The organism is Amycolatopsis granulosa (assembly GCF_011758745.1).
Taxonomy (GTDB): Bacteria; Actinomycetota; Actinomycetes; order Mycobacteriales; family Pseudonocardiaceae; genus Amycolatopsis_E; species Amycolatopsis_E granulosa.
The window spans coordinates 1,911,027-1,937,265 of sequence record NZ_JAANOV010000001.1 but is presented as its reverse complement, the minus strand read 5'-3'; the positions used below and the strand labels follow the sequence as shown (position 1 = coordinate 1,937,265).

At 71.8% G+C, this 26,239-nt stretch carries 22 protein-coding genes; 13 read left to right on the top strand and 9 right to left on the bottom strand.

Annotated elements, in window-relative coordinates:
- Nucleotides 1-19: 19 nt before the first annotated feature.
- Complete coding sequence (locus FHX45_RS09295; RefSeq protein ID WP_341771408.1) at nucleotides 20-1,219, bottom strand: PQQ-dependent sugar dehydrogenase; 1,200 nt, start codon at nucleotides 1,217-1,219, stop codon at nucleotides 20-22.
- A 52-nt stretch (nucleotides 1,220-1,271) separates the two neighbouring features.
- Here FHX45_RS09295 and FHX45_RS09290 point away from each other — a divergent pair, with 52 nt between their 5' ends.
- On the top strand, nucleotides 1,272-2,186 hold the full coding sequence (locus FHX45_RS09290; RefSeq protein WP_167098779.1) for a 2-hydroxyacid dehydrogenase: 915 nt from the start codon (nucleotides 1,272-1,274) through the stop codon (nucleotides 2,184-2,186).
- A gap of 91 nt (nucleotides 2,187-2,277) precedes the next feature.
- Here FHX45_RS09290 and FHX45_RS09285 read toward each other — a convergent pair whose 3' ends face one another.
- Complete coding sequence (locus tag FHX45_RS09285; protein WP_167098776.1) at nucleotides 2,278-2,919, bottom strand: CGNR zinc finger domain-containing protein; 642 nt, start codon at nucleotides 2,917-2,919, stop codon at nucleotides 2,278-2,280.
- Between the two features lie 66 nt (nucleotides 2,920-2,985).
- Here FHX45_RS09285 and FHX45_RS09280 point away from each other — a divergent pair, with 66 nt between their 5' ends.
- Nucleotides 2,986-3,690, top strand: a complete 705-nt coding sequence (locus tag FHX45_RS09280; protein WP_167098773.1) for a haloacid dehalogenase type II — start codon at nucleotides 2,986-2,988, stop codon at nucleotides 3,688-3,690.
- A gap of 69 nt (nucleotides 3,691-3,759) precedes the next feature.
- On the top strand, nucleotides 3,760-4,380 hold the full coding sequence (locus FHX45_RS09275; protein WP_167098770.1) for a DoxX family membrane protein: 621 nt from the start codon (nucleotides 3,760-3,762) through the stop codon (nucleotides 4,378-4,380).
- Here the strand turns inward: FHX45_RS09275 and FHX45_RS09270 are convergent.
- The 3 genes from FHX45_RS09270 to FHX45_RS09260 form a co-directional block, all read right to left on the bottom strand.
- On the bottom strand, nucleotides 4,377-6,596 hold the full coding sequence (locus tag FHX45_RS09270; RefSeq protein WP_167098767.1) for a hypothetical protein: 2,220 nt from the start codon (nucleotides 6,594-6,596) through the stop codon (nucleotides 4,377-4,379). The two genes, FHX45_RS09275 and FHX45_RS09270, sit on opposite strands and share 4 nt — an antisense overlap.
- 115 nt (nucleotides 6,597-6,711) lie before the next feature.
- Entirely contained in the window at nucleotides 6,712-8,556 is a 1,845-nt protein-coding gene (gene ilvD, locus FHX45_RS09265) for a dihydroxy-acid dehydratase (RefSeq protein ID WP_167098764.1), read from the bottom strand.
- A 25-nt stretch (nucleotides 8,557-8,581) separates the two neighbouring features.
- Entirely contained in the window at nucleotides 8,582-9,040 is a 459-nt protein-coding gene (locus FHX45_RS09260) for a PH domain-containing protein (protein ID WP_208405861.1), read from the bottom strand.
- A gap of 363 nt (nucleotides 9,041-9,403) precedes the next feature.
- On the opposite strand from FHX45_RS09260, the gene FHX45_RS09255 reads away from it, so the two are divergent.
- From FHX45_RS09255 to FHX45_RS09240, 4 genes are all read left to right on the top strand, one after another.
- On the top strand, nucleotides 9,404-11,266 hold the full coding sequence (locus FHX45_RS09255) for an acetolactate synthase large subunit (protein WP_167098759.1): 1,863 nt from the start codon (nucleotides 9,404-9,406) through the stop codon (nucleotides 11,264-11,266).
- The gene (ilvN, locus tag FHX45_RS09250; protein WP_167098756.1) at nucleotides 11,263-11,769 is read left to right on the top strand and encodes an acetolactate synthase small subunit; all 507 of its coding nucleotides are present in this window, start codon (nucleotides 11,263-11,265) and stop codon (nucleotides 11,767-11,769) included. Before FHX45_RS09255 ends, ilvN begins: the two co-directional genes overlap by 4 nt.
- A 33-nt stretch (nucleotides 11,770-11,802) precedes the next feature.
- A complete protein-coding gene (gene ilvC / locus FHX45_RS09245) occupies nucleotides 11,803-12,816 on the top strand; it encodes a ketol-acid reductoisomerase (RefSeq protein ID WP_167098753.1) in 1,014 nt (337 codons plus the stop codon).
- Nucleotides 12,817-12,895: 79 nt separating this feature from the next.
- Nucleotides 12,896-13,159 carry a DUF397 domain-containing protein gene (locus FHX45_RS09240; RefSeq protein ID WP_167098750.1) on the top strand — a complete coding sequence of 88 codons (264 nt, stop codon included), beginning with the start codon at nucleotides 12,896-12,898 and terminating at the stop codon, nucleotides 13,157-13,159.
- Nucleotides 13,160-13,169: 10 nt separating this feature from the next.
- Here the strand turns inward: FHX45_RS09240 and FHX45_RS09235 are convergent, their stop codons facing one another.
- Nucleotides 13,170-14,000, bottom strand: a complete 831-nt coding sequence (locus FHX45_RS09235) for a TIGR03620 family F420-dependent LLM class oxidoreductase (RefSeq protein ID WP_167098747.1) — start codon at nucleotides 13,998-14,000, stop codon at nucleotides 13,170-13,172.
- On the bottom strand, nucleotides 13,997-14,878 hold the full coding sequence (locus FHX45_RS09230) for a TIGR03620 family F420-dependent LLM class oxidoreductase (RefSeq protein WP_167098744.1): 882 nt from the start codon (nucleotides 14,876-14,878) through the stop codon (nucleotides 13,997-13,999). Before FHX45_RS09230 ends, FHX45_RS09235 begins: the two co-directional genes overlap by 4 nt.
- 79 nt (nucleotides 14,879-14,957) lie before the next feature.
- Between FHX45_RS09230 and FHX45_RS09225 the strand changes: the two genes are divergently transcribed.
- The 5 genes from FHX45_RS09225 to cimA all read left to right on the top strand — a co-directional run bounded on the left by FHX45_RS09225 (nucleotide 14,958) and on the right by cimA (nucleotide 23,662).
- Nucleotides 14,958-15,512 carry a TetR/AcrR family transcriptional regulator gene (locus tag FHX45_RS09225; RefSeq protein ID WP_167098741.1) on the top strand — a complete coding sequence of 185 codons (555 nt, stop codon included), beginning with the start codon at nucleotides 14,958-14,960 and terminating at the stop codon, nucleotides 15,510-15,512.
- 72 nt (nucleotides 15,513-15,584) lie between these two features.
- Nucleotides 15,585-17,183, top strand: a complete 1,599-nt coding sequence (gene serA / locus FHX45_RS09220; protein ID WP_167098738.1) for a phosphoglycerate dehydrogenase — start codon at nucleotides 15,585-15,587, stop codon at nucleotides 17,181-17,183.
- A gap of 109 nt (nucleotides 17,184-17,292) precedes the next feature.
- The gene (locus FHX45_RS09215) at nucleotides 17,293-20,604 is read left to right on the top strand and encodes a S8 family serine peptidase (protein WP_167098735.1); all 3,312 of its coding nucleotides are present in this window, start codon (nucleotides 17,293-17,295) and stop codon (nucleotides 20,602-20,604) included.
- 180 nt (nucleotides 20,605-20,784) lie between these two features.
- Entirely contained in the window at nucleotides 20,785-21,828 is a 1,044-nt protein-coding gene (locus FHX45_RS09210; protein WP_167098732.1) for a 3-isopropylmalate dehydrogenase, read from the top strand.
- Between the two features lie 232 nt (nucleotides 21,829-22,060).
- A complete protein-coding gene (gene cimA, locus FHX45_RS09205) occupies nucleotides 22,061-23,662 on the top strand; it encodes a citramalate synthase (RefSeq protein WP_167098727.1) in 1,602 nt (533 codons plus the stop codon).
- Nucleotides 23,663-23,674: 12 nt separating this feature from the next.
- Here cimA and FHX45_RS09200 read toward each other — a convergent pair whose 3' ends face one another.
- The gene (locus FHX45_RS09200) at nucleotides 23,675-24,097 is read right to left on the bottom strand and encodes a GNAT family N-acetyltransferase (protein WP_167098724.1); all 423 of its coding nucleotides are present in this window, start codon (nucleotides 24,095-24,097) and stop codon (nucleotides 23,675-23,677) included.
- A gap of 78 nt (nucleotides 24,098-24,175) precedes the next feature.
- Here FHX45_RS09200 and FHX45_RS09195 point away from each other — a divergent pair, with 78 nt between their 5' ends.
- A complete protein-coding gene (locus FHX45_RS09195) occupies nucleotides 24,176-24,934 on the top strand; it encodes a fumarylacetoacetate hydrolase family protein (protein WP_167098721.1) in 759 nt (252 codons plus the stop codon).
- A 42-nt stretch (nucleotides 24,935-24,976) separates the two neighbouring features.
- On the opposite strand, the gene FHX45_RS09190 is transcribed toward FHX45_RS09195, so the two are convergent.
- Nucleotides 24,977-26,191 (bottom strand): FAD-dependent oxidoreductase, encoded by a 1,215-nt coding sequence (locus FHX45_RS09190; RefSeq protein ID WP_167098719.1) that lies wholly within the window; start codon nucleotides 26,189-26,191, stop codon nucleotides 24,977-24,979.
- Nucleotides 26,192-26,239: the final 48 nt, after the last annotated feature.

Below are 26,239 nucleotides of genomic sequence, written 5' to 3'. Positions count from 1 at the left end.
GTCGGCGTGCCGGTGGGTGCTAGTCCTTGCCGCTGCCGCCGCCGGGGGTGGCCTGCAGTGAGATCAGCACCACCCGGTCGTCACTGGACACCGGCCGGCCGCCGTCCTTGTTGACGGTTCCCACCAGGGCGAACTGGCTGTCGATCTGGTCCAGGGCGCCGTAGCGGCCGTAGGCGGTGCCGTTCTTGCCGTCCATCAGCGGTTTCGGTTTGCCGCCGACCGAGCCGTCCAGCGTGATGGGCAGTTCCTGCAGGTTGGCCCCCACCGAGGTGGCGATGACGATCGACGTGCCGCTGTCCGCGCAGCCCGCCAGCGCCGGCTTCTCCGGCCACGTCCAGGTCGGTACGGACAGCGACGCGCCGGGTGTGACGGCGTACAGCGCGTCCACGTCCGCGGCGCGGTCGGTGATCCAGGTGCGGGAACCGTCCGTCGCCTTGCACAGGCCGCCGGGGGAGTGCACCCCACTGGCATAGACCCGCGACCCGGGCGCCGGGTTGCCCTCGGCCGCGTTGCCGGCCGTGTCGATGCGCAGCACCTTCCCGGCCAGCGATCGCGGGTCGGCCGCGGCGGCCGGGTTGCCGGCGTCGCCCGTCGCGACGAGCAGCGCGCCCCTCCCGTCGGTCATGATCGCGCCGCGGTTGCCCGTCGCGCCCTTCGGGATGCCCGTCAGCACCGGCTTCGGCTGCTGGCCGCGCGTGAACCGGACCACCCGGTTGTCCGTCGCCGTCGTGACGTAGGCGAAGACCAGCTGGTCCTCGGAGTAGGTGGGGGACAGGGCGAGCCCGGTGAGACCGCCGTCGCCCGTCGCCTGCACGTCCAGGCGCCTCACCTCGGCGGCCGGGCCGCCCGCCGTGACCTGCACGATCCGGCCGGTCTTCCGCTCGGCGGCCAGTGCGCCCGGCGCCGCCCCGGTGTTCGGCAGGGCCGCGACGGCGGACACGGTGTCCAGGCAGGTCGCGATGACCGACTGGTCGTAGTCGGTGCAGCCCTGGGGCGGCGGGATCGACGTCTGCGGGGTGCTCGGCCGCGACGGGTCGGCGCCGCCGTCGGCCTCGGGTACCTGAGGCTGGGGACCGGCCGGCGCGGTGAGCTGGGGCGCCGGTTCGAACGTCTGGTTCGCGGCCCGGTCGTCGAACTGGGCGCAGCCGCTCAGCAGCAGCCCGCAGGCCGCGAGCAGCCACCACGGCCGCCGCGGAGCCTTCCCCATCCCGACGCGCACCCGCCCAGCCTAGGTGCCGCCTGGTGAACGACGGGTAAGTACCGTGGCGATCATGCCCGTCACGGTTCTGGTTCCCGACGAAGACGGCGTGCACGCACTGCGTGAGCTCGCCGGGGTGCGTCCCGTCCGCTACAGCTGGCGGGAGCCGCTGCCGGCCGAGGCCGCCGAGGCGGAGGTCCTCGTGCCCGGTGCGCACCGGCCCGAGGAGCGCGCCACCGTGCTCGGCGCGCTGCCCAACCTGAAGCTGATCCAGCTGCTGTCGGCGGGCGCGGAGAACTGGATCGGCACGGTGCCGGACGGGGTCCTGCTGTCCACCTGCCGGGGCGCGCACGGTGGCAGCACGGCCGAATGGGTCGTGGCCGTGCTGCTGTCGATCTACCGTGAGCTGCCGGGCTTCGCCGCCGGTCAGGCCGCGCGCCGGTGGGACCCGCACGCCACCGGCACGCTGCAGGACAAGCGGGTGCTCGTGGTCGGCGCCGGGGACCTGGGGCGGCAGCTGGAGCGCCGGCTGGTGGCCTTCGACGCGCAGGTCACGATGGTCGGCGTGACCGGACGGGACGGGGTGCACGCGGTGGACGAGCTGCCCGCGCTGCTGCCCGGGCACGACGTCGCCGTCCTCGTGGTGCCGCTGACCTCCCGCACCCGCGGGATGGCCGGCGCGGAGTTCCTCTCCGCCATGCCGGACGGCGCGATACTCGTCAACGCGGCTCGCGGACCCGTGGTCGACACCGCGGCGCTGCTCGCCGAGCTGCGGGCCGGCCGGTTGCGCGCCGCGCTCGACGTCACCGACCCGGAGCCGCTGCCCGCGGATCATCCACTGTGGACGGCGTCGAACGTGGTGCTGACCCCGCACGTGGCCGGCTCGGTGACGGGCAGCCAGCGCCGTTCGTACGCGGTGGTGGCGGCGGAAATCGCCCGCTACGCCGGCGGGGAGCTGCCGCACAACCTGGTGCGCGGGGAATACTAGACCGCACGAGGACCACCGCACCGCCGACGGGCTCGGCCGGGTCACCCTGCGCGACCCCGAGGGCAACGAGTTCCGCGTCCCGCGCAAGCGGTCAAGTGTCCTGACCGGACACGTCGCCGGCGCCGGTCTGCTCCGGGCCGCGGGCCGCGGCCCTGCGGGCACGGTGGTTGGCCACGTTGGTGCGGTTGCCGCACAGGCCGGGCATGCAATAGCGGCGACGGCCCGGCCGGGTGGTGTCGATGAAGGCTCCCCGGCAGGTCGGCGCACCACACTGGCGGAACCGCTGCGCGCCGAGGACGTGCACGACCCCGAGGATGCCGATGCCGCAGATCACCGAGAGGGCGTCGGTGACGGTGGCTTCCGCGGGGAGGCAGGCGGCCCACCGCGTGCCGCTGCCGTGTGCGGGACCGGGAACCAGGGTGATGCCCTGGGCGGGCGCGGTGAGCGCGGTGGCGCCGACGACGAGGCGGTCCCGTTCGGGGTGATCGATGAGGTCGCGCACGGTGGTCCGTAGTGCGTGGACCGCCTGCAGGTCGGTTTCGCGGCCGCGGCGCGCGAGTCCGGCGAGCGTTGCGGAGCCGTCGTCGTGCCCCGGGCCGTGCCGGTCGGCGAACGCGACGAGTGCGGCCAGGCCGGGCAGGCGGTCGTCGCCCCGCCAGACCTCGGCGGTGGTGTTGACCAGCTCGGTCGCGACTCCCGCCGCCCAGGCGTACTCGTCCAGCGCTACTTGCATCCGCGGCGAGCCTCCCGTACGTTTTTCGGTTAATAGCGACTTTACCCCTTACCGGAGACCTCGCCCATGCCCCAGCTGGACATCGATGCGATCGTCTTCGACGTGCTCGGCACGCTCGTCGACGAATCCGCGGGTATCCGCGCCGGTATTCGTGCGCTCGACCCGGCGCTGGACGAGCCCCGGATCGAGCAGCTGCTCTCGATGTGGCAGCAGCACATCGACCGCGAACAGCGTCGCGTCCTCGACGGTGACCGGCCCTACCGCACCACCGACGTCCTCAACCGGGAGGCCGCTCAGCTGGTCGCGGCCGCCGCCGGGATCGACGACCCGGCCGCCGTGGCGGCGCTGGCCGGTTCGGCTCGCCGGCTCCCGCCGTGGCCGGACACCGTGGCCGGGCTCGCCCGGCTCGCCGAACGGTTCCCGCTGATCGGGCTCTCCAACGCGAGCCGGACCGCGCTGCTGGAACTCAACGCCCACGCCGGACTGCGCTGGCACCAGGCGCTGTCCGCCGAAGACGCCCGGACGTACAAACCGGACCCGGCGGTCTACCAGCTCGCCGTCACCGTGTCCGGGCGACCGCCGGAGCGGCTGCTGATGGTCGCCGCCCACGCCTGGGACCTGCGCGGTGCGCAGGCGCTCGGTCTGCGCACCGCCTACGTCGCCCGCCCGGTCGGTGATCCGCCCGCCCCCGCGGACCGGTTCGACCTGCACACCGGCGACCTGGCGGACCTGGCCGGCCGGCTCGGCGGGGCCCGGGAACCGGCCGCCTGATCACGCCACGGCCGCGGGCGGGCCCGGAACCGGTCGCGTCCCCGCAACCGATGTCCTACCCTGCGCGGGGTGACCAGCCCGCAGGACGATCCGCCGGCCCGCAACCCGTTCACCGGGTCCGGGTACTACCCCGCACCGGACGACGGCGGCACCAGCATGCTCTCCGGCGTAGAGGACCGGCCGTCGCCACCGGTCAACCGCTACCACGGTGGCCTGGACTTCGCGCTGCTCGTGCTGCGGGTGCTGCTCGCCGCGATCATGGGCGCGCACGGGTTGCAGAAGGTGTTCGGCCTGTTCCAGGGCCCGGGCATCGCCGGGACGGCGCGCATGCTGGAATCGCTGGGCTACACCGCCCAGCCGACGCTGCTGGCGTGGATCACCGGTCTCAGCGAGCTCGTCGGTGCCCTGCTGGTGGTGCTGGGCCTGTTCACCCAGATCGGCGCCGCCGCGCTGCTCGGCGTCACCGCGAACGCCGTCTACGCGCAGTGGCGCGGCGGGTTCTTCGAGCCGAACGGATTCGAGTTCGAGCTGCTGCTCGCGGGTGTGGCGTTCGCGCTGCTGTTCACCGGATCCGGCCGCGTCGCACTGGACCTGAACACACCCTGGCGCCGCCGTCCGGTGCCGTTCGGTGCGTTCTTCCTGCTGGTCGCCGCCGCCGCGGCCGTCGTGGTGATCGTGCTGGCCCGCTAGTCCCGTTTCAGCGCATTGGTGACGCCCGCGATCAGCGCCGCGGCCAGGATCCAGCCGCCGACCAGCAGCACCCAGCTCGTGGTCACCGCGAGGCCCTGCGGGAACCACCCGGTCTGCTGACCGAGGTCCACCGGCAGGACCACGTCCAGTGCGTAGGCGAAGGCGTTGAACCGCGGCACGTCCACGCCCTTCGCGACGAAACCGCCGGGGTAGGTCAGGCCGAACACCACCGCGCCGACGGCCAGCAGGGCACTGAGCCACACCCCGGCGAGCCACGGCCGGTACCCATAACCCACCGTCACCTCCAGCAGCGTGTTCCACACCTTGCCCGGCCAGTGCAGCTCGCGCCGCCGCCGTCGCTGCTTGGCGTACGCGACGCGGCGGGCGTCCTCGAGCCGGCCGGAGTCGCGGTAGCAGGCGGCGAGCCGGTCGTAGGTGCCCGGCGCGAACCGGCCCTCGTTGCGGTCCAGCCAGTCCAGGCGCTGGGCGACCGGCACGTCGTCGTTGGCCAGCCAGCGGTAGGTGAACCCGTTGAGCCGCTGGTGCCGCGGCCAGGTGCGCGGCTCGTCGTCGAGGACCTCGGCGCTCGCGTTGCCCAGGTCGACGGCGCCCTCCGGTGCCCGCCGCAACCGCAGCGACAACCGGCCGATCCGCGCCCGGTCGAGCGCCAGGCTCCGGGGGCTCCCGGCGAGTTCGGCGCCGGTCAGGTCCAGCACACCCAGCCGGGCGTCCGGCAACTCCACGGCGCCGCGCGCGATCAGGTCGTCGGCCTTGAGGTCGTCGTGGACCGTGAGCCCCCGCGCCACCACCGCGGCACCCCCCGGGTTCGACAGCCGCGCGCCGGTGAGCTGCATCTCCTGGATCGACGAGCCGGTGAGCACGATCTTGCCCCGGACGGTGAACCGGTTCAGGCCGAACAGGCAACGGTCGATCCGGAGGGTGTCGGCGGACAGCGCGGAGCCGCCCGGGTTGAGCAGGCGCGCTCCGCTGAGGTCCACAGTGGCCACCTGCGCGTTGCGCAGCAGGACCTCGCCCCGGAAGGTGGACTTGTCGCCGTGCAGCTCGCCCGGCACTGTCACGCGGTTCGCGTTCAGCGCGATGCCACCGGGGTTGGTGAACCGCGCCCCGCCGAGGTCCAGTGAGCCGCCGACCCTGGTGCCCCGCAGGTTGACCACGCCCGTGGCGTGAAAGCCGTCGGCGCAGAACACCGACCGGCCGACGATGAGGTGCTGCGCCGCGAGCGCCGTGCCGCCGCGCTGCTTCACGCGGGCACCGCGCAGGTCGAGGTTGCCGTCGATGCGCGCGTCCGTGAGCTCCACGCCACCGCGCACGACCGGGTTACCGCGCACGTCCTGGCCGACCGCCAGCCGCGGCGCGTAGAGCGCGGACCAGCCGAAGCAGGTGATCCGGGCGCCGGTCAGCAACAGCGAACCGCTGATCCGGGCGTCCTGCAAGCTGATCGCGCCGTCGATTTCGGCGTTCTCGAACACCGCTTCCCCGGTGAGGGAGGCCCGCTCGGCCAGGAGCGCGTACTGCCGCGGCGAGCTCAGGCGCGCGCCGGACAGGTCCAGGCCCCATCCGCTGGACGCGTTCGACAGGTCCACCACGCCCTCGGCGGAAAACGCTTGCGGCTCACGGTCGTCGAGCAGATCGGTGCCGAGGAAGATGCCCTGCACCGCGGTCACCCCGTTCGCGCGCAGCGCCGGGCCACGTGAGTTGCGCAGCTGGGCGCCGTTGAGGATCAGCTGACCGTCGATGTGCGCGCCGAGCAGGTCGATCACCGCGTCGGAGGTGCGGCTGCGGCGCAGGTTGAGCGAACCGTCGATACGTGCCCGCTGTGCGTTCAGCCCGCCGAGGTGGGATTCGATCAGGGCGATGCGCGACGTGCGCGCGTCGATGAGCTCGATCGTCTCGTCCACGTGGCACTGCGCCAGGATCAGCACGCGGCTCAGGGTGGCGGAGGTGAGGTTGAGCGAGCCGACCACGCGCACGCCCATCAGCATGACCATCCGGCCCCGCTGCACCGGGCGCGCGCCGGTGAGCAACTCCGCGAGGAGTTCGGCCCGGATCTGCCGCGACGCGGGCCAATCGGCACCGTTCGCCGGGTCGTCGGCCGCGGGATCACCGGTTTTCGCGTACAGCTGCGCCTGATCGTCCTTGTCCATGGCCAGGACGAGCTCGCGCTCCAGGTCGGTCAGGTCTTCGTCGCGGAGCACCCCGCACCCCCATCTCCCGTGCCGATCCGGATCATTCTGGCATCAGCCGGCGCGCCCGGGGCCGGAAACGACGGAGGGCCCCGGCGGATACCGCCGGGGCCCTCCACCACACCGTTTACCGGTTCGGGTCGCGGACCGCACCCGTGTCGGCCGAGGTGGCCATCCGCGCGTAGGCGCGCAGCGCCGCCGTGACCGGGCGCTGCCGGTCCACCGGCTGCCACGGCCGCTCGGACGCCTCCATCTTCGCCCGGCGCTCCGCCAGCACGTCGTCGTCCACCAGCAGCTCCAGCTTGCGCTCGCGCACGTCGATCAGGATCTGATCCCCGTCGGCGACCAGGCCGATCGTGCCCCCGGACGCCGCCTCCGGCGAGATGTGCCCGACCGAGATGCCCGACGAGCCACCGGAGAACCGGCCGTCGGTGATCAGCGCGCACTTCTTGCCCAGCCCGGCGCCCTTCAGGAACGCCGTCGGGTGCAGCATTTCCTGCATGCCCGGGCCGCCGGCGGGGCCCTCGTAGCGCACCACGAGCACCTCACCCGGCTGGATCTTCTTGCCCAGGATGACCGAGACGGCCTCCTCCTGGCTCTCCACCACGCGCGCCGGTCCCTGGAACCGCCACAGCTCCTCGTCGATGCCGGCGGACTTGATCACCGCGCCGTTCTCGGCCAGGTTGCCGCGCAGCACCGCCAGCCCGCCGTCGGCGGTGTAGGCGTGCGCGATGTCGCGGATGCAGCCGTTCGCCGCGTCCGTGTCCAGCTCGGTCCACCGGTTCGACGTCGAGAACGCCTCCGTGGTGCGGACCCCGCCGGGCGCGGCGTGGAACAGCTCGATCGCTTCCGCCGAGGCCGAACCGCCGCGGATGTCCCAGGTGGACAGCCACTGCTCGAGGGAAGGGGAGTGCACGGAAGTGACGTCCTCGTTGAGCAGCCCGGCCCGGTGCAGCTCGCCGAGGATCGCCGGGATGCCGCCGGCGCGGTGCACGTCCTCCATGTGGTAGTCGGAGTTCGGCGCGACCTTCGACAGGCACGGCACGCGGCGGCCGATGGCGTCGATGTCGGAGATCGTGAAGTCGACCTCGCCCTCCTGCGCCGCGGCCAGGATGTGCAGCACGGTGTTGGTCGAGCCGCCCATCGCCATGTCCAGCGCCATCGCGTTCTCGAACGCCTTGCGGTTGGCGATCGAGCGCGGCAGCGCGCTGTCGTCGTCCTCGCCGTACCAGCGCTTGCACAGCTCCATCACGGTGCGGCCGGCGTCCTCGAACAGCTTGCGCCGGGCGGCGTGCGTGGCCAGTGTCGAGCCGTTGCCCGGCAGCGACAGGCCCAGCGCCTCGGTGAGGCAGTTCATCGAGTTCGCGGTGAACATGCCCGAGCACGACCCGCAGGTCGGGCACGCGGACCGCTCCACGATGGACAGCCCGTCCTCGTCGACGGCGGGGTTGGCCGAGGCGGAGATGCTGGTGATCAGGTCGGTCGGCGCGTGGGCGACACCGTCGACGACGACCGCCTTGCCGGCCTCCATCGGGCCGCCGGAGACGAACACGGTCGGGATGTTCAGCCGCATCGCGGCGTTGAGCATGCCCGGCGTGATCTTGTCGCAGTTGGAGATGCAGACCAGTGCGTCGGCCTGGTGCGCGTTGACCATGTACTCGACCGAGTCGGCGATGATCTCGCGCGAGGGCAGCGAGTAGAGCATGCCGCTGTGCCCCATGGCGATGCCGTCGTCCACCGCGATCGTGTGGAACTCGCGCGCCACCCCGCCGGCCTCGCGGATCGCCCCGGCCACGATGTCGCCGAGGTCCTTGAGGTGTACGTGCCCGGGCACGAACTGGGTGTAGGAGTTGGCGATCGCGACGATCGGCTTGCCGAAGTCGCTGTCGGTCAGCCCGGTGGCCCGCCACAGGGACCGGGCGCCCGCGGCGTTGCGGCCGTGGGTGGTTGTTCGGGAGCGCAGAGCAGGCATGTCCGTCAGGTTACGCCCGCGGTGATCAGTCCGGACCGGTGTCCTCGCCCACGTCGGCGCCGTCGGCGTCGAAGTCGTCGGTGAGCCCGGTCGGGTCCTTCATCCGGCCCTCGCTGACCAGCGAGATCACCGGCAGGTGACGGGTGCGCACGGACGGCAGCGGGACCTCGCTGCCGTCGGCCAGCACGGCCCGCACCTTCGCCTTGTCGCTGATCGCGAGTCCCTTGAGCGAGGACCAGGGCAGCTCGCGGTGGCTGAACACGGTCCGCACGCTCAGGCCGCGGGAGGACGCGACGGTGCGGGTGCGCACGATGAACACGGCCAGCGCGATCGGCACGACGTACATGACCCACAGCCCGGGCACGTCGGCGAACGCGGCGGGGATCATGCACACCGCCAGGAACACCACGGCGAGCAACGCGATCAGCGGGATGCGGAAGACGGCCTTCCGGTCCCGGTGCTGGTTTTCGGCCACGTGGCCCATGGTGCCTTTCGCGGACCGGGGCCGTTCCCCCGGGTGTGCCCAGGATCGTGCCCAGGATCGTGCCGGGCATCGTGCCCAGTATCCGGGATCACTGTCCCGCAGAGTTGACACCGTCCGCGACCACCCGTTACCGTCAGCGCCGTGACACCGCAGATTGGCCTCGTACTTCTCCCGCGCGTCGACGCGTAGGGACCGATCGAGCCCACCTGCGTCGACGCGCGACCCTCGTGCGACCTTCCCGGTCGGCGGGGGTTTTTTGTTGCCCAGGCAGTGCCCCGACAGCACAGACAGCCCCGACACCCGAGACCACCAGACCACCAGACCACTGACGAGAAGCCCCACGAGACCCACGAGGCAGAACTGATGACAAGCGCCACGTCGCGATCGGAACCGAAAGCCGGAGGAACTCCGTCGGCCGCGTCGCCCGCCCAGCTGGGCAGCCGCCCCAAGCCCGCTCCCCCCGCCGGCACCCCGGTCCGGGTGACCGGAGCGCAGTCGCTGGTGCGGTCGCTCGAGGCGATGGGCGTGGAGGTGGTCTTCGGGATTCCGGGCGGCACGATCCTGCCGGCGTACGACCCGCTTCTGGACTCGACCAAGGTGCGGCACGTCCTCGTCCGTCACGAGCAGGGCGCGGGCCACGCGGCCACCGGGTACGCGCAGGCGACCGGCAAGGTCGGGGTCTGCATGGCGACCTCCGGCCCGGGCGCGACCAACCTGGTCACCCCGCTGGCCGACGCGAACATGGACTCGGTGCCGGTCGTGGCGATCACCGGCCAGCAGAGCCGTCCGCTGATCGGGACCGATGCCTTCCAGGAAGCCGACATCTGCGGCATCACCATGCCGGTCACCAAGCACAACTTCCTGGTGACCGACCCGGTCGACATCCCGCGCGTGATCGCGGAGGCGTTCCACCTGGCCTCGACCGGCCGCCCCGGCCCGGTGCTCGTGGACATCCCCAAGGACGTCCTGCAGGAGACCACTTCGTTCTCCTGGCCGCCGGAGATGCACCTGCCCGGCTACCGGCCCACGCTGCGCCCGCACGGCAAGCAGGTCCGCGAGGCCGCGCGGCTCATCGCGCAGGCCCGCCGCCCGGTGCTCTACGTCGGTGGCGGTGTGATCAAGGCGCAGGCGTCGGCGCAGCTGAAGCGGCTGGCGGAGCTCACCGGCATCCCGGTGGTGACCACGCTGATGGCGCGCGGCGCGTTCCCCGACTCGCACCGCCAGCACCTGGGCATGCCCGGCATGCACGGGTCGGTCGCCGCGGTCGCCGCGATGCAGCGCGCCGACCTGCTGGTCGCGCTGGGCGCCCGCTTCGACGACCGGGTGACCGGTCAGCTGGAGTCGTTCGCGCCGGAGGCCAAGGTCGTGCACGCCGACATCGACCCGGCCGAGATCTCCAAGAACCGCAAGGCCGACGTGCCGATCGTGGGTGACTGCGCGGAGATCATCACCGAGCTGATCGACGCGGTGCAGGCCGAGACCGAGCGGGCCGGCGCGCCGGACCTGGCGCCGTGGTGGACGCAGATCGACTCCTGGCGCGACACGTTCCCGGCCGGCTACGAGTGGCCCGCGGACGGCACGCTGTCGCCGCAGTACGTCATCGAGCGGATCGGCCAGATCGTCGGCCCGGACGCGGTCTACGCCGCCGGTGTCGGCCAGCACCAGATGTGGGCCGCGCAGTTCATCAAGTACGAGAACCCGCGGACCTGGCTCAACTCGGGCGGGCTGGGCACCATGGGCTACGCCGTGCCGGCCGCGATGGGCGCCAAGTTCGGCGTGCCGGACAAGCAGGTGTGGGCCATCGACGGGGACGGCTGCTTCCAGATGACCAACCAGGAGCTGGCCACCTGCGCCATCGAGGGCGCCCCGATCAAGGTCGCCGTCATCAACAACGGCAACCTCGGCATGGTCCGCCAGTGGCAGAACCTGTTCTACGCCGAGCGGTACTCCAACACCGACCTCGGTACGCACAAGCACCGGATCCCGGACTTCACCCTGCTCGCCGAGGCTCTGGGCTGCGCCGGGCTGCGGTGCGAGACCCAGGACGAGGTCGACGACGTCATCCGCCGGGCGATGGAGATCAACGACCGCCCTGTCGTGATCGATTTCGTGGTCGGCAAGGACGCCCAGGTGTGGCCGATGGTGGCGGCCGGCACCGGGAACGACGAGATCATGGCCGCGCGTGGCATCCGCCCGCTGTTCGACGACGACGAGGTTTCGCAGTGACCAGGCATACCCTGAGCGTGTTGGTGGAGAATGTCCCCGGGGTGCTCGCGAGAGTCGCCGGGTTGTTCTCCCGCCGCGGTTTCAACATCGAGTCCCTCGCCGTCGGGCCCACGGAGAATCCCGAGGTGTCCCGGATGACGATCGTGGTCGCCGTTGAGGAGCTACCGCTCGAACAGGTGACCAAACAGCTCAACAAGCTGGTCAACGTCATCAAGATCGTGGAGCTCGAGCCCGCCGTGTCGGTGCAGCGTGAACTGCTGCTCGTCAAGGTCCGGGCCGATGCCACGGTGCGCAGCCAGGTGCTGGAGACCGTCCAGCTGTTCCGTGCGAAGGTGGTCGACGTCTCGCCCGAGGCGCTCACGATCGAGGCCACCGGCACCGGCGACAAGCTCAGTGCCCTGTTGCGCATGCTGGAGCCGTATGGCGTGCGTGAGATCGTGCAGTCCGGCATGGTCGCGGTGGGCCGGGGTCCCCGGTCGATCACCGCCTCCGCGCCCCGGTGAAGTTTTAGAACCCGAAAGGAATTCAGTCCCCTCATGTCAGTCGAAATCTTCTACGACGACGACGCCGATCTCAGCATCATCCAGGGTCGCAAGGTCGCGGTGATCGGCTACGGCAGCCAGGGCCACGCGCACGCGCTGAGCCTGCGTGACTCCGGGGTCGATGTGCGCATCGGTCTTCCGGAGGGGTCGAAGTCGCGCGCGAAGGCCGAGGAGGAGGGCCTGCGGGTGCTCACCCCGGCGGAGGCGTCCGCCGAGGCCGACCTGATCATGATCCTCGCGCCGGACACCAAGCAGCGCTTCATCTACGCCGAGGACATCGAGCCCAACCTCAAGGACGGCGACGCGCTGTTCTTCGGCCACGGCTTCAACATCCGCTACGAGCTGATCAAGCCTCCGGCCAATGTGGACGTGGCGATGGTCGCGCCGAAGGGTCCGGGCCACCTGGTCCGCCGCCAGTTCGTCGACGGCAAGGGCGTGCCGTGCCTGATCGCGGTCGAGCAGGACCCCTCCGGCAACGCGCAGGCGCTCGCGCTGGCCTACGCCGCCGCCATCGGTGGCGCCCGCGCCGGTGTCATCAAGACCACCTTCAAGGAGGAGACCGAAACCGACCTGTTCGGTGAGCAGGCCGTCCTCTGCGGTGGTGCGTCCGCGCTGGTGCAGACCGGGTTCGAGGTGCTGACCGAGGCCGGGTACGCGCCCGAGATCGCCTACTTCGAGGTGCTGCACGAGCTCAAGCTCATCGTCGACCTCATGTACGAGGGCGGTATCGCCCGGATGCGTTACTCGATCTCCGACACCGCCGAGTACGGCGACCTCACCCGCGGCCCGCGGGTCATCACCCCCGCGGTGAAGGAGGAGATGCGCAAGATCCTGGGCGAGATCCAGGACGGCACCTTCGCCCGCGAGTGGGTGTCCGAGGACGAGCAGGGCCGGCCGAACTTCCGCAAGCTGCAGGAGGCCGGTGAGCAGCACCCGATCGAGGAGACCGGGAAGAAGCTGCGCGGCCTGATGTCGTGGGTGGACCGGCCGATCACCGAGACGGCCTGAGTCCGGCCGGACGCACAGGGACCTCCCCGGGGCGCGCCCCGGGGAGGTCCCTGCGTTCGTGCGGAGTTACCGTGGCCCGGTGGAGGACGACGCGGCCAACGCGGCCAACAAGGCCCGGGTGCGCACTGCACTGGATCTCACCGGGGCGCGGTGGCAGGTCACCGGCGGCGAACTGGAGTTCGCCCACGTCGGGCACACCGACGGGCTCGTCTACACCGTGCTGCGCAAGGCCACCGATCCGGACGGTCCGCTCCTGGTGTTCACACCGTCCGAATGGGACGCGTTCGTCGCCGGCGCCCGCGACGGCGAGTTCCACGACCTGGCCGGGCTGACCGCGGACTGAGCGGCCGGCCTCAGCGCACCAGTCCGGCCAGCTGCCGCCAGCCCGCGAGCGGCAGTCCGGGCTCGCCGGTGATCACCTGCACGCACACGTGGTCCGCGCCGGCGTCGAGGTGCGCCTGGATCCGGTCGGCGGCCTTCTGCTCGCCGATGGCGATGACCGCCTCCACGAGCCGCGTGCTGCCGCCGGCGGCGAGGTCGTCGTCGGTGAAGCCGAGGCGCTTGAGGTTGACGCGGTGGTGTGCGGCCACCCCCAGGTACGTGCCGACCTCGGCGCGGGCGATCTCCAGGCCGCGCGAGCCGTCGAGCACAGCACCCTGCTCGACCGCGAGGTAGGCGTCCGGGCCGAGGATTTCCCGTGCCAGCGCGGTGTGCTCGGGTGGCACGAAGTACGGGTGGGCGCCGTCGGCGCGTTCGGCGGCGAGCCGCAGCATCCGCGGGCCCAGGGCGGCGAGCAGGCGTCGCGGCCGCGGAACCGGCTCGGGGCTGGTGAACTCCGTCGCGTCCATCTCGTCCAGGTAGTTCCGGACCGTCTCCACCGGCTTCCCGCCCCTGGCGTGGCCGCCGAGAGCGAGCACGAACCGTCCCGGGTAGGCCTCCGCCAGGGTGCGCGCGCCGCCCGCGACGCCGGCCGGACTGCGCCGGTCGAAGCGGGCGACTCCGGTGGCGACGGTGATCCGCGAGGTGGCGCCCAGCAGCAGCGCTGCCTGGGTCAGCGCCTCGCGCCCCGGGTATTCGCCGAACCACAGCGCGTCGAACCCGAGTTCCTCGATCTCGGCGGCGGCCTCGCGAACCTGGCCGATCGGCGCGCCGTCGAAGGCGAAGGTCCAGATGCCGACGCTCATGCCGCCACCTCCGGCAGCGCCGTCAGCGCTGCGAGCGCCGGCGTCAGCCGGGCCAGCTGGTCCACCGCACCGGGCAGATCCACGCCGGTGGGGGAGAGGAGGACCTGGTCCGCACCAGCGTCGAGCTGCTCCCGCACCCGGCGCGCGATCGTCTCCTCGTCGCCCCAGGCGACGAGTGCGTCCGCCAGGCGGTCGGTCACCTCGTCGCCGTAGCCGAAGTCGCGCCACGCCTTGGCGTACGCCTTGACCTGCAGGATCTGGCGGGCCATCTCACGGGCGATCGCCCGTGCCCGCGCCGGGTCGGTGGACAGCAGCACCGCCTGGTGCGGGATCAGCAGCTTCCCCGGCCCGAGGATCTTCCGCGCGAAGGCGGTGTGCTCGACGGGCATGGCGAACGGGTGGGCGCCGTCGGTGGCGTCCCGGGACAGCTCCAGCATCTTCGGCCCGATCGCGGCCAGCACCCGGGGGAACGGCGCCGCGGGCGGGTTGGTGGCCGCCTCCTCGTCCATGCGCGACAGGTAGTCCCGCATCGCGGTGAGCGGTTTCGCGTACGACTGCCCGGTGCTCTCGGCCTGGTAGGGGTGCCCGATGCCGATGCCGAGCACGAAGCGCCCGGGGTGGGCCTCGCTCACGCTGCGCGCCGCTGCCTGCGCGGTCGGCGCGGGCCGCGCCCACGCGTTGGCGATCCCCGTGCCGACCGTGATCCGGCTGGTCGCGCCGAGGAACACCGCGGACCGGACGAACGCGTCCCGCCCGCCGATGGTCTCACCCATCCACACCGACGCGTAGCCGAGCGCGTCGATCCGGGCGAGCTGCTCCCGCTCGACCTCGACGGTGGTCGGGTAGCCACCGAAGAGCCACACACCTATTGACTTCATCTACAGGTCCTTTCGGAGGGGTCCTCCGGTTCACTGTACGGAGGGCTCCTCCGGTTTGTCACGCCTACAGTGGATCGTGATGAGCAGCACCCGTCCCCTGCGCGCCGACGCCCGCCGCAATTACGAGCGCCTGCTGGCGGAGGCGCGTGCCGTGTTCGGCGAGTCCGGCATCGACGCATCCCTGGAGGAGATCGCGCGGCGTGCGGGAGTCGGCATCGGCACGCTCTACCGGCACTTCCCGAGCCGCGAGGTGCTGCTGGAAGCTCTGCTCGGGGCGAGGTTCGACGCGCAGGCCGAAGCCGCGGAGGCGCTGCTCGGCGAGGACGACCCGCTCGCCGCCCTGCGCACCTTCGCGCGCGGCATGCTCGGCACCGCCACCACGTTCCGCGGCCTGTCCGCCGCGACCGCGGACGCGCTCAACGACGAGACCTCCGACCTCCACCGCGCCTGCCGCGGGATGCGCTCGGCCGCCGCCCGGCTCGTCGCCCGCGCCCAGGAGTCCGGTCAGCTGCGCGCGGACCTGGCGCCGGACGAGGTGCTGCTGATGGTGCACGCGGCCGGCTGGGCCAGCGAGCACGCCGGCGACCCGGACCGGCTGCTCGATCTCGTCTTCGCCGGGTTGTGCTCCCGTTGACGGCCCCGGTGAGCTGCGCGACTAGACTCGCGGGCGTCGTTTGACCCCAGCTGCGTCCACGGGAGCCTGATCGTGACCAACCCCAGCAAGCCGGTCGTCCTCATCGCCGAAAAACTCGCCCCGTCCACGCTGGCCGTGTTCGGCGACGAGGTGGAGGTCCGGCACGTGGACGGCACCGACCGCCCGGCGCTGCTGGAGGCGGTGAAGGCCGCCGACGCGCTGCTGGTCCGCTCCGCGACCAAGGTCGATGCCGAGGTGCTGGGTGCCTCGACGCGGCTGAAGGTCGTCGCCAGGGCCGGTGTCGGGCTGGACAACGTCGAGGTGCCGGCCGCGACCGCGCGCGGTGTGCTCGTGGTGAACGCGCCGACGTCGAACATCGTCTCCGCCGCCGAGCACGCCGTCGCGCTGCTGCTCGCCGTCGCCCGCCGGGTCCCGGCCGCGAACCAGAGCCTCCAGGCCGGCGAGTGGAAGCGCTCGTCGTACAGCGGTGTCGAGATCAACGGCAAGACCATCGGCGTGGTGGGCTTCGGCAAGATCGGACAGCTGTTCGCGGCCCGGCTGGCGGCGTTCGACACCAAGATCGTCGCCTACGACCCGTACGTCTCGGCCGCCCGTGCCGCTCAGCTCGGCGTCGAGCTGGTGAGCCTGGACGAGCTGCTCCAGCGCGCCGACGCCATCTCGATCCACCTGCCCAAGACCCCGGAGACCAAGGGCCTCATCGACGCCGAGGCCCTCAAGAAGACCAAGCCCGGCGTGATCATCGTCAACGCCGCGCGTGGTGGCCTGGTCGACGAGGAGGCGCTCGCCGAGGCGATCCGCAGCGGTCACGTCGGCGGTGCCGGCATCGACGTGTTCGTCACCGAGCCGACCACCGCGAGCCCGCTGTTCGGCCTGCCCAACGTCGTCGTCACCCCGCACCTCGGTGCCTCGACCGCGGAAGCGCAGGATCGCGCGGGCACCGACGTGGCCCGGTCGGTGCTGCTGGCGTTGCGCGGCGACTTCGTGCCGGACGCGGTGAACGTCGCCAGCGGTGGCGTGGTGGGCGAGGAGGTCCGCCCGTACCTGCCGCTGACCCAGAAGCTGGGCACGGTGCTGGCCGCGCTGAGCCAGAAGGCGCCGTCGGCGGTCACCGTCGAGGTCCGCGGCGAGCTGTCCTCGGAGGACGTCGGCGTGCTGTCGCTGGCCGCGCTGCGCGGAGTGTTCTCCGGGGTGGTCGAGGACCAGGTCACGTTCGTCAACGCGCCGCGCCTGGCCGAGGAGTTCGGCGTGCGCACCGAAATCGTCACCGAGCCGGAGAGCCCGAACTGGCGCAGCCTGGTCACCGTCCGCGCGGTGCACGAGGACGGCAGTGTGCTGTCGGTGTCGGGTGCGGTCACCGGCAACAACCAGGTGGAGAAGCTGGTCGAGGTCAACGGCCGCCACTTCGACCTGCGGGCCGAGGGCCACATGCTGCTCCTGGAGTACCCGGACCGCCCGGGCATCATGGGCCGCGTGGGCACCCTGCTGGGCGAGGCGTCGGTCAACATCGAGGCGGCGCAGATCAGCCAGACCACGGACGGTTCGGACGCGGTGATGATCCTGCGCGTCGACCGCGAGGTGGATTCCCACCTGCTGGAGCCGATCGCGGCGACGGTCGGGGCGCGCACGATCCGTGCCGTCACGTTCGCCTGACGCGGGATACCTCCCAAAGTCTGATTACTCCGATCCGCTCTAGTCGCATCCGCGGCGCACCGGCTAAGTTCGCACCCTCGCGTTGATCGGAGTGAGGGTGCGAACAAGCATGAGAATCGGGACCCGGCGGTCGCTCGCGGCCGTCTTCGCCGCCGCGCTGGCCGCCACCGGTTTCGCGACCGGCAGCGCGGCGGCTCAGGACGAGCCGCTCGCGCCCGGCGTACCCGCGGCCAAGGTGGCCGGGGCCGGTCTGCCGGGGAAGCTGCCACCCCGGCTCGCCGCGGCACAGGGCCGCACGACCGCTTTCGTCGAGCTCACCCAGCAGCCCGCGGTGGACGCGTTCAACGCCGAGCGCGGCGCGGGCAAGGACCGCGCGAAGCAGGCGGCGAACAACGCGAGGGCCGGGGTCGCCGGGGCGGTGAACTCGGTGCTGGGCCAGCTGCGCTCGCTGGACGCGGGCACCCAGGTCTTGTATTCGACCGCCAACGCCGTGTCCGGCGTGGTGGTGACCGCCGACGCCGCCAAGATCCGCGAGCTGGCCGCGCGTTCCGACGTCGCGTCGATCCGCCCGGTCGTGCCCAAGACCCGCAGCAACTCCAGCACCGCGCAGCTGACCGGCACGCTGACCGCGTGGCAGCAGACCGGCCGCTTCGGTGACGGGGTCAGGGTCGGCGTCATCGATGACGGCATCGACTACACCCACGCCGACTTCGGCGGCCCGGGCACCAAGGCGGCCTACGACGCCGTGGACCGGACCGCCCCGAACCCGCTGTTCCCCAACGCCAAGGTGGTCGGCGGCACCGACCTGGTGGGTGACGACTACGACGCGGCCACACCCGGCGCGGACACGCCGAAGCCGGACCCGAACCCGCTCGCCTGCGGTGAGCACGGCACGCACGTGGCCGGCACGGTCGCCGGGTACGGCGTGAACGCCGACGGCAGCACCTTCACCGGCGACTACGCCGGGCTCACCGCCGGCTCCCTGACCGCGCTGAAGATCGGCCCGGGCATGGCGCCGAAGGCGTCGCTGTACGCGATCAAGGTGTTCGGCTGCCACGGTTCCACGAGCGCCACCTCGCAGGCCCTGGACTGGGCGCTGGACCCGAACGGCGACGGTGACTTCGACGACCACCTCGACATCGTGAACCTCTCGCTGGGCAGCGACTTCGGTGCGCCGGACGACCCGGACTCGCTGTTCGTGCGCAAGCTCGCCGCGAACAACGTGCTGCCGGTGATCGCCGAGGGCAACGGCGGTGACCTCTACGACGTGGGCGGCTCGCCGGGCAACACGCCGGAGGCGCTCACCGTCGCGTCCAGCCGGGACGCCTCGGTGCTGCGCGACGCGGCGGACGTGACCGCGCCCGCCGGGATCGCCGGTCCCAAGGGCGGCCAGTACAGCCAGAACTTCACCGGCTACGACACGCTCGATCTGGCCGCGCCGGTGGTGAAGCTGTCCGCGGGCGACGCGGACGGCTGCGCGCCCTACTCCGACGCCGACAAGGCCGCGGTCGCCGGCAAACTCGCGTGGCTGGAGTGGGACGACAACGACTCCACCCGCGCCTGCGGTTCGGCCGCCCGCGCCGGCAACGCGCAGGCCGCGGGCGCCGCGGGGGTGCTGCTGTCCTCGGGCGTCGAGCACTTCGGCGCCGGCATCGCGGGCAACGCGGCGATCCCGATGTTCCAGTTCACCGCCTCGGCGACGAACCAGATCCGCCCGGCGCTGGACGCGGGCACGCTGACCGTCCGCCTCTCCGGTGCGGGCCGGACGAGCCTGCCGACGTCCGATCCGTCTATTGTGGACACCCCGAGCTCGTTCACCTCGCGCGGGGTGCGCGCCCCGGCCGTCAAGCCGGATGTGTCCGCGCCCGGTGACACGATCTCGTCGGCTCTGCGCGGCAGCGGCACCGGCCGCACGGTCCTCTCCGGCACGTCGATGGCCACGCCGCTGACCGCGGGCGTCACCGCGCTGCTGCGGCAGGCCCACCCCGGCTGGTCGGTGGAGGAGATCAAGGCACTGGTGATGAACACCGCCGGGCACGACATCGTGGCCGGTGGCAAGACCTACGCGCCGCAGCGCGCCGGTGCCGGCCGGGTGGATACGCAGGCCGCGCTGACCGACGACGTGCTGGCCTACTCGCGGGACGACCGGGGGGCGGTGAGCGTCACCTTCGGCACCGTCGAGGCCGGCGGTCCGACGACTCTCACCAAGACGATCCAGGTGGTGAACAAGGGCGACCGGCCCGCCCGCTACTCGGTGGCCTACGAGGGCATCACCACCCTGCCCGGCGTGCAGTACCAGCTGTCGGACAAGTCCGTGCAGCTGCGCCCGCACGGCACCGCGAGCGTCCGTGTCACGCTGCGGATCACCGATCCGGCGGCCCTGCGCAAGGTGATCGACCCGACGGCCTCGACCGAGCAGGCCGGGATGGCCCGGCAGTTCGTCGCCGACGCCTCCGGACGGGTCGTGCTGACCCCGGCCGGCGTCGCCGGTCCCGCGCTGCGGGTGCCGGTGTACTCGGCGCCGAAGCCGGTGTCCGCGATCGACACCCCGCGCGCGCTGAACTTCCGCGGCGACACCACGCGGTTCACCCTCCGCGGCCGCGGGATCGACCAGGGCACCGGCAGCCAGCGGTACGAGTCGCTGATCAGCGTCCTGGAGCTGCAGGGCCAGTCGCCGCGGCTGCCGGAGTGCCGCGGGCGGATCACCGACGGCTGCACGATCAACGACACCGCCAAGGGCGGCGACCTGCAGTACGCCGGTGTGGCGTCGAACATCGCGCAGGCCCGGCAGGAGGGCCACCCGGATCAGGCGCTGCTGGCGTTCGGGATCTCGACCTGGGGCAACTGGGCGAACCTGGGCAGCAACACGATCCCGTTCGTCGACATCGACACCACCGGTGACGGCAAGCCCGACTTCGAGTCCTACGTGACCAAGCCGAGCGGCACCGACGTGTGGCTGGTCAAGACCGTGAACCTCAACGCCGAGGGCTATCCGACCGTGGACGTCCAGGCGGTCAACGGCCAGCTCGGCGACGTGGACACCAACGTGTTCGACACCAACGTCGTGCTGTTGCCGGTCAGCATCGCCGCGCTGGGCATCGACCCGAACGCCGCCTCCCACCGGATCGGCTACGCGGTCGGCACCACCGGCTTCTACGTGGCGCCCAGCAGCGAGAACCGGCTCATCGACTCGATCGAGACGCCGATGACGTTCGACGCGCTGGCCCCGGGCTACTCGGTGTCCGGCACCGGCGGTGCCGCGCTGAGCTATTCGGCGGAGCCGGGCACGTCGCTGGTCGTCACCCGCAACCCGGTGTCCGCACAGCAGGACACGGTGCTCGGGCTGCTGGCGCTGAAACACCACGACGGCAACGGCAACCGGGTGAGCGTCATCCGGATCGACGGAGGTCCGTTGGGCTGACGGCGGCCCCGGCCGGCGGGGTGAATCCGCCGTCCGGGTGTCTCACTTGTCGGGAGATTCCGTCATAAGGGTGGTGCCACTTCGGTCCGTTGGCGACAGCCGGTAACCTGCCGTCGCTGGAGTATGTGGGCAAACGGGCACGCGAACGCGCGCCGTGGCCCTGATCGACGGAGGTGTCTGATGCGGCTGGCGGTGATCCCAGGTGATGGGATCGGACCCGAAGTGATCACCGAGGCCCTGAAGGTACTCGGCGAGGTCGCTCCGACAGTGGAGTACACGAACTACGACCTCGGCGCGGCCCGCTGGCACGCCACCGGTGAGCTGCTCCCCGAGTCGGTCCTGGGCGAGCTCCGGCAGCACGACGCGATCCTGCTCGGCGCGGTCGGTGACCCGACCGTGCCCAGCGGCATCCTGGAGCGGGGCCTGCTGCTGCGCCTGCGGTTCGAGCTGGACCACCACGTGAACCTGCGCCCGGCCAAGCTGTACCCGGGGGTGCGCGGCCCGCTGGCCGACCCGAACGCCGAGATCGACATGGTGGTGGTGCGCGAGGGCACCGAGGGCCCGTACGCCGGCAACGGTGGCCTGCTGCGCAAGGACACCGAGCACGAGATCGCCACCGAGGTGAGCGTCAACACCGCGTTCGGCATCCGGCGCGTGGTCTCCGACGCGTTCAAACGGGCCGAGGAGCGGCCGCGCAAGCACCTCACGCTGGTGCACAAGACCAACGTGCTGCTGCACGCCGGGTCGCTGTGGTCGCGGATCGTGGAGGAGGTGTCGCTCGAGCACCCGGACGTCACGGTCGCCTACTCGCACGTCGACGCCGCCACCATCCACATGGTGACCGACCCGGGCCGGTTCGACGTGATCGTCACCGACAACCTGTTCGGCGACATCATCACCGACCTCGCGGCCGCGGTCACCGGCGGCATCGGCCTGGCGGCCAGCGGCAACCTGGACATCACGCGCCGCAACCCGAGCATGTTCGAGCCGGTGCACGGCAGCGCGCCGGACATCGCCGGGCAGGGCATCGCCGACCCGACCGCCGCCGTGCTGTCGGTGTCGCTGCTGCTGGACCACCTGGGCCAGCGCGAGGCGGCCCGCCGGATCGAGGCGTCCGTCGCCTTCGACCTGGCGACCCGCGACCAGGCCAACCCCGGCACCACCCAGGCGATCGGCGACCGGCTGGCGGCCCTGGTCTCGTCGAACACGCGACCCGCCGCCTGACCGTTCCCGGCACGTGGAGGCCATTCCCGGATTCCGGGGGTGGCCTCCACCGCATTTTTGCCTCTGCCCGCGTGAATGTGGCATGATGCCGCTATGGCTTCTTCCGCCGTGATCATTATCGGCAGGCGCGCCGGGTAGTGTCCGCATCGGACACCTGGCGCGCAGACCTCTCGCATCCGCGGGAGGTTTTTTTGTTGCCCGAGAAGCCGACCACTACCGCAAGGAGATGACCGTGACCCGCACGGAGCCTGCCGGACTGCCGCTCGGTGACGACTTCCACCTGTACGACACGACGTTGCGGGACGGTGCCCAGCGTGAGGGCATCTCCTACTCGGTGGCGGACAAGCTGGCGGTCGCGGGGTTGCTCGACGAGCTCGGTGTCGGGTTCATCGAGGGTGGCTGGCCCGGCGCGCTGCCCAAGGACACCGAGTTCTTCGCGCGTGCCGCGGACGGCGAGCTGGTGCTCAAGCACGCGGTGCTCGTCGCGTTCGGATCGACGCGCAAGGCCGGCACGACCGCGGCGCGGGACGGCCAGGTGCGGGCGTTGCTCGACTCCCGGGCCCCGGTGGTGACGCTGGTCGCGAAGGCCGACCGCCGCCACATCGAGCGCGCGCTGCGCGTCGACGTCGACGAGGCGTGCGCGATGGTGGCCGACACCGTGTCCTTCCTCGTCGGGGAAGGACGCCGCGTTTTCCTCGACGCCGAGCACTTCTTCGATGGGTACGCGTTCGACCCGGACACCGCGCTGCGCGTCCTCGACGCCGGGTACACCGCCGGCGCGGACGTCGTCGTGCTGTGCGACACCAACGGCGGACAGCTGCCGCTGGGCGTCGCCGACACCGTGCGGGAGGTGGCCGCGCGCACCGGCTTCCGGCTCGGCATCCACTGCCAGGACGACACGTCCTGCGCGGTGGCCAACAGCATCGCGGCGGTCCAGGCCGGCGCGACGCACGTGCAGTGCACCGCCAATGGCTACGGGGAACGGGCCGGCAACGCCGACCTGTTCGCCGTGACGGGGAACCTCGTGGCCAAGCTCGGCATGCCCGTGCTCCCGACCGGAGCCGAGGCCGAGCTGACCCGCGTCTCCCATGCCCTTGCCGAAATCGCGAACATCGCCCCCGACACCCACCAGGCCTACGTCGGGGCGTCGGCCTTCGCCCACAAGGCGGGGCTGCACGCGAGCGCGATCAAGGTGGATCCGTTGTTGTACAACCACATCGATCCAGCTTCTGTCGGCAACGACATGCGGGTCCTGGTCACCGAGATGGCCGGCAGGGCCAGCCTGGAGCTCAAGGGACGTGAGCTCGGGGTGGACCTTGCCGGCCGGCCGGACGCGGTCACCAGCGTGGTGACGAAGGTGAAGCGGATGGAGGCGGAGGGCTGGTCGTTCGAAGCCGCCGACGCGTCGCTGGAACTGTTGCTGCGCAACGAGGTCGACGGCCCGGTCGAGCCCCCGTTCATCCTGGAGTCCTACCGCGTCGTGCTCGACCACCGCGGTGACGGCGAGGTCGTCTCCGAGGCGACGGTGAAGGTGCACGTCGGTGGTGAGCGGGTGATCGCCACGGCTGAGGGCAACGGCCCGGTGCACGCGCTGGACGTCGCGCTGCGCAAGGCGCTGTCACCGTCGCTGCCCTGGCTGGACAGCGTGGAGCTGGCCGACTACAAGGTGCGGATCCTGCTCAGCGACCCGGGCACCGACGCGGTCACCCGGGTGCTGCTGAAGTCCGGCGACGGCGACCAGGACTGGACGACGGTCGGCGTGCACGGCAGCATCGTGGAGGCGAGCTGGCTCGCGATGTGCGACGCGCTGGTGCACAAGAGCCTGCGGGTCTGAGGGGCGCGGTCCTCAGTCGAACCGGACGAACGCGCGCAGCGTGCCCTCGCCGAAGTCGCGGATCTCGGCGTAGCCGAGGCTTTCGTAGAAGGCGCGCTGCGCGGGTTCGTCATCGGTGAGCAGCACCTTCTGCCGCACCGCGGAGTAGCGGTCCAGCACCGCCCGCACGAGCGTCCGGCCGATCCCGCGCCGCTGTTCGTCCGGGTGCACCAGCACGTCCTGCAGGTAGCAGATCGTCGCGTCGTCGGAGAGCGCGCGGGCGAGGCCGGCCAGGCGCCCGGCCCGCCGCGCCGTGACCACATAGGACGAGCCCGCGATCGCGGTGCGCAGCTGTTCGGGGCGGCGGGTGTAGGCCGACCAGCCGACCGACTCGTACAGCGGCAGCAGCTCGTCGGTGGTGAGGTCCGGTTCGGCGGCGACGACGAGGTGATCCATCCGCCGATCCTGGCACTCGCCGGTCCGGGGTGGCCACCACCCCGGCGGCGGGGGAGCGGTGCTGGTTAGGCTGGTTGTGTGCGTCTAGCTCGAGTTGCTCATGCCGGTGGGGTCGCCTTCGTGTCCGTCGACGGCGACGAGCTCCTGGAAATCGCCGACCACCCGTTCGGACAGCCGAACTACACGGGTAAGCGGTTCACGCTGGCCGACGTGCGGCTCCTCGCCCCGATCCTGCCCTCGAAGGTCATCGCGATCGGGCGGAACTACGCCGAGCACGCGGGGGAGTTCGGCAACGAGGTGCCCGAGTCGCCGATGATGTTCCTCAAGCCGTCGACGAGCGTCATCGGCCCGAACGCCGCCATCAAGCTGCCGGCCGCGTCCCAGCGCGTCGACTTCGAGGGTGAGCTGGCGGTGGTGATCGGCCAGCCGGTGCGCAACGTGAAGGCCGCGCAGGCTCCGGCGGTGATCCTGGGCTACACGATCGCCAACGACGTCAGCGCGCGGGACCTGCAGAAGAGCGACGGCCAGTGGGGCCGCGCGAAGGGATTCGACACGTTCTGCCCGCTCGGCCCGTGGATCGAGACCGCGGTGGACCCGTCCGACCTGGCGATCCGCACCGAGGTCGACGGTGAGGTCAAGCAGGACTCACGCACCTCGCTGCTGGTCCACAAGATCCCGGAGCTGGTCGAGTTCGTGTCCGGCGTGATGACGCTGCTGCCCGGGGACGTCATCCTGACCGGCACGCCGGCCGGCGTCGGCCAGATCACCGACGGCCAGGCCGTCTCGATCACGATCGAGGGCATCGGCACCCTGACCAACCCGGTCCAGAACGCCTAGCGACCACATCCCGGTGAGCTGACCCGTCGCTTCCGCGGTGGTTCAGCGCCGCGCCCAGTCCGGTGCGTGCTCCGGCAGCAGACCGACCCCGGCCAGGTAGGCGGGAATCAACCGCGCGGCCGGGACCGCGTTCATCATCGCCACCAGTGCGCGCGGCGGACCGTTCCGGCGGCCCTCGATCACCGGGCGGATCACCACCCGGTGCATGGCGCGCTGGATGGCCTGCACCAGCACCGTCGGCGCCACCCGGCGGCGCCGGACGCGGGCGAGGTCCCGCCCGCTCACCCGTCCGCGCCGCAGTGGGCCGGCCAGCAACCGGGCCGTGGCCACGGCGTCCTGTACCGCCAGGTTGATCCCGAACCCGCCCACGGGCGACATCGCGTGTGCCGCGTCGCCGATGCACAGCACGCCCTCGCGGTGCCAGCGGGGCACCAGGTTCAGCCGCACGTCCAGGTGTTTCACCTCGTCCATGGAGGTGATCGCGCCGACCCGGTCCGCCAGCTGGGGCAGCACCGTGCGGATCCGGTCGCGGAACGCCGCCACCCCGTCCGCCCGCAACCGCGCGTCCAGCCCCTTCGCCGCCAGGTAGGCGACCTGGAAGTAGCTCTCCCGCGGGATGACCACCGCGAAATGACCGTGGTGCATCGAGGGTGTCAGCTGAGCCTCGTCGTGGTCGTACCGTGGCAGCCGGAACCACCACGTGTCCACCGGCACCGGGAACTCGCGCGGCCGTAGTCCGGCTTCCCGCCGCACCACCGACCAGCGTCCGTCGCAGCCGATGGTGACCTCCGCGCGGATCTCGCCGGTCGTCCCGTCCGCCGTCCGGTACCGCACCCCGGCCACCCGGCCGGCCTCCCGGATCAGCGACACCACCTCGGTGTTCATCCGCAGGTGGAACGCCGGCTCGGCCTGTCCCGCGTCGGCCAGCAGGTCCAGCAGGTCCCATTGCGGCACCATCGCCACGTACGGGTGCGCCACCTTCAGCGTGCGGAAATCGGCGATCGTCAACGCCGGCGGCCCGGGCAGCGACACGGCGTCCAGCCTGCTCTGCGGCAGCTTGCCGAACTCCTCGCCGAGGCCCAGCTCGTCCAGCAGCTGCAGCGTCGACGGGTGCACGGTGTCGCCGCGGAAGTCGCGCAGGAAGTCGGCGTGCTTCTCCAGCACCGTCACCTCGATCCCGGCCCGCGCGAGCAGCAGCCCGAGCACCATTCCGGCCGGACCGCCACCGGCGACGAGACAGGTCGTGCGCTCGCTCATCGCGACCAACTCCTTAATTCATCACACGTTGAATAAGACCAGCATGGC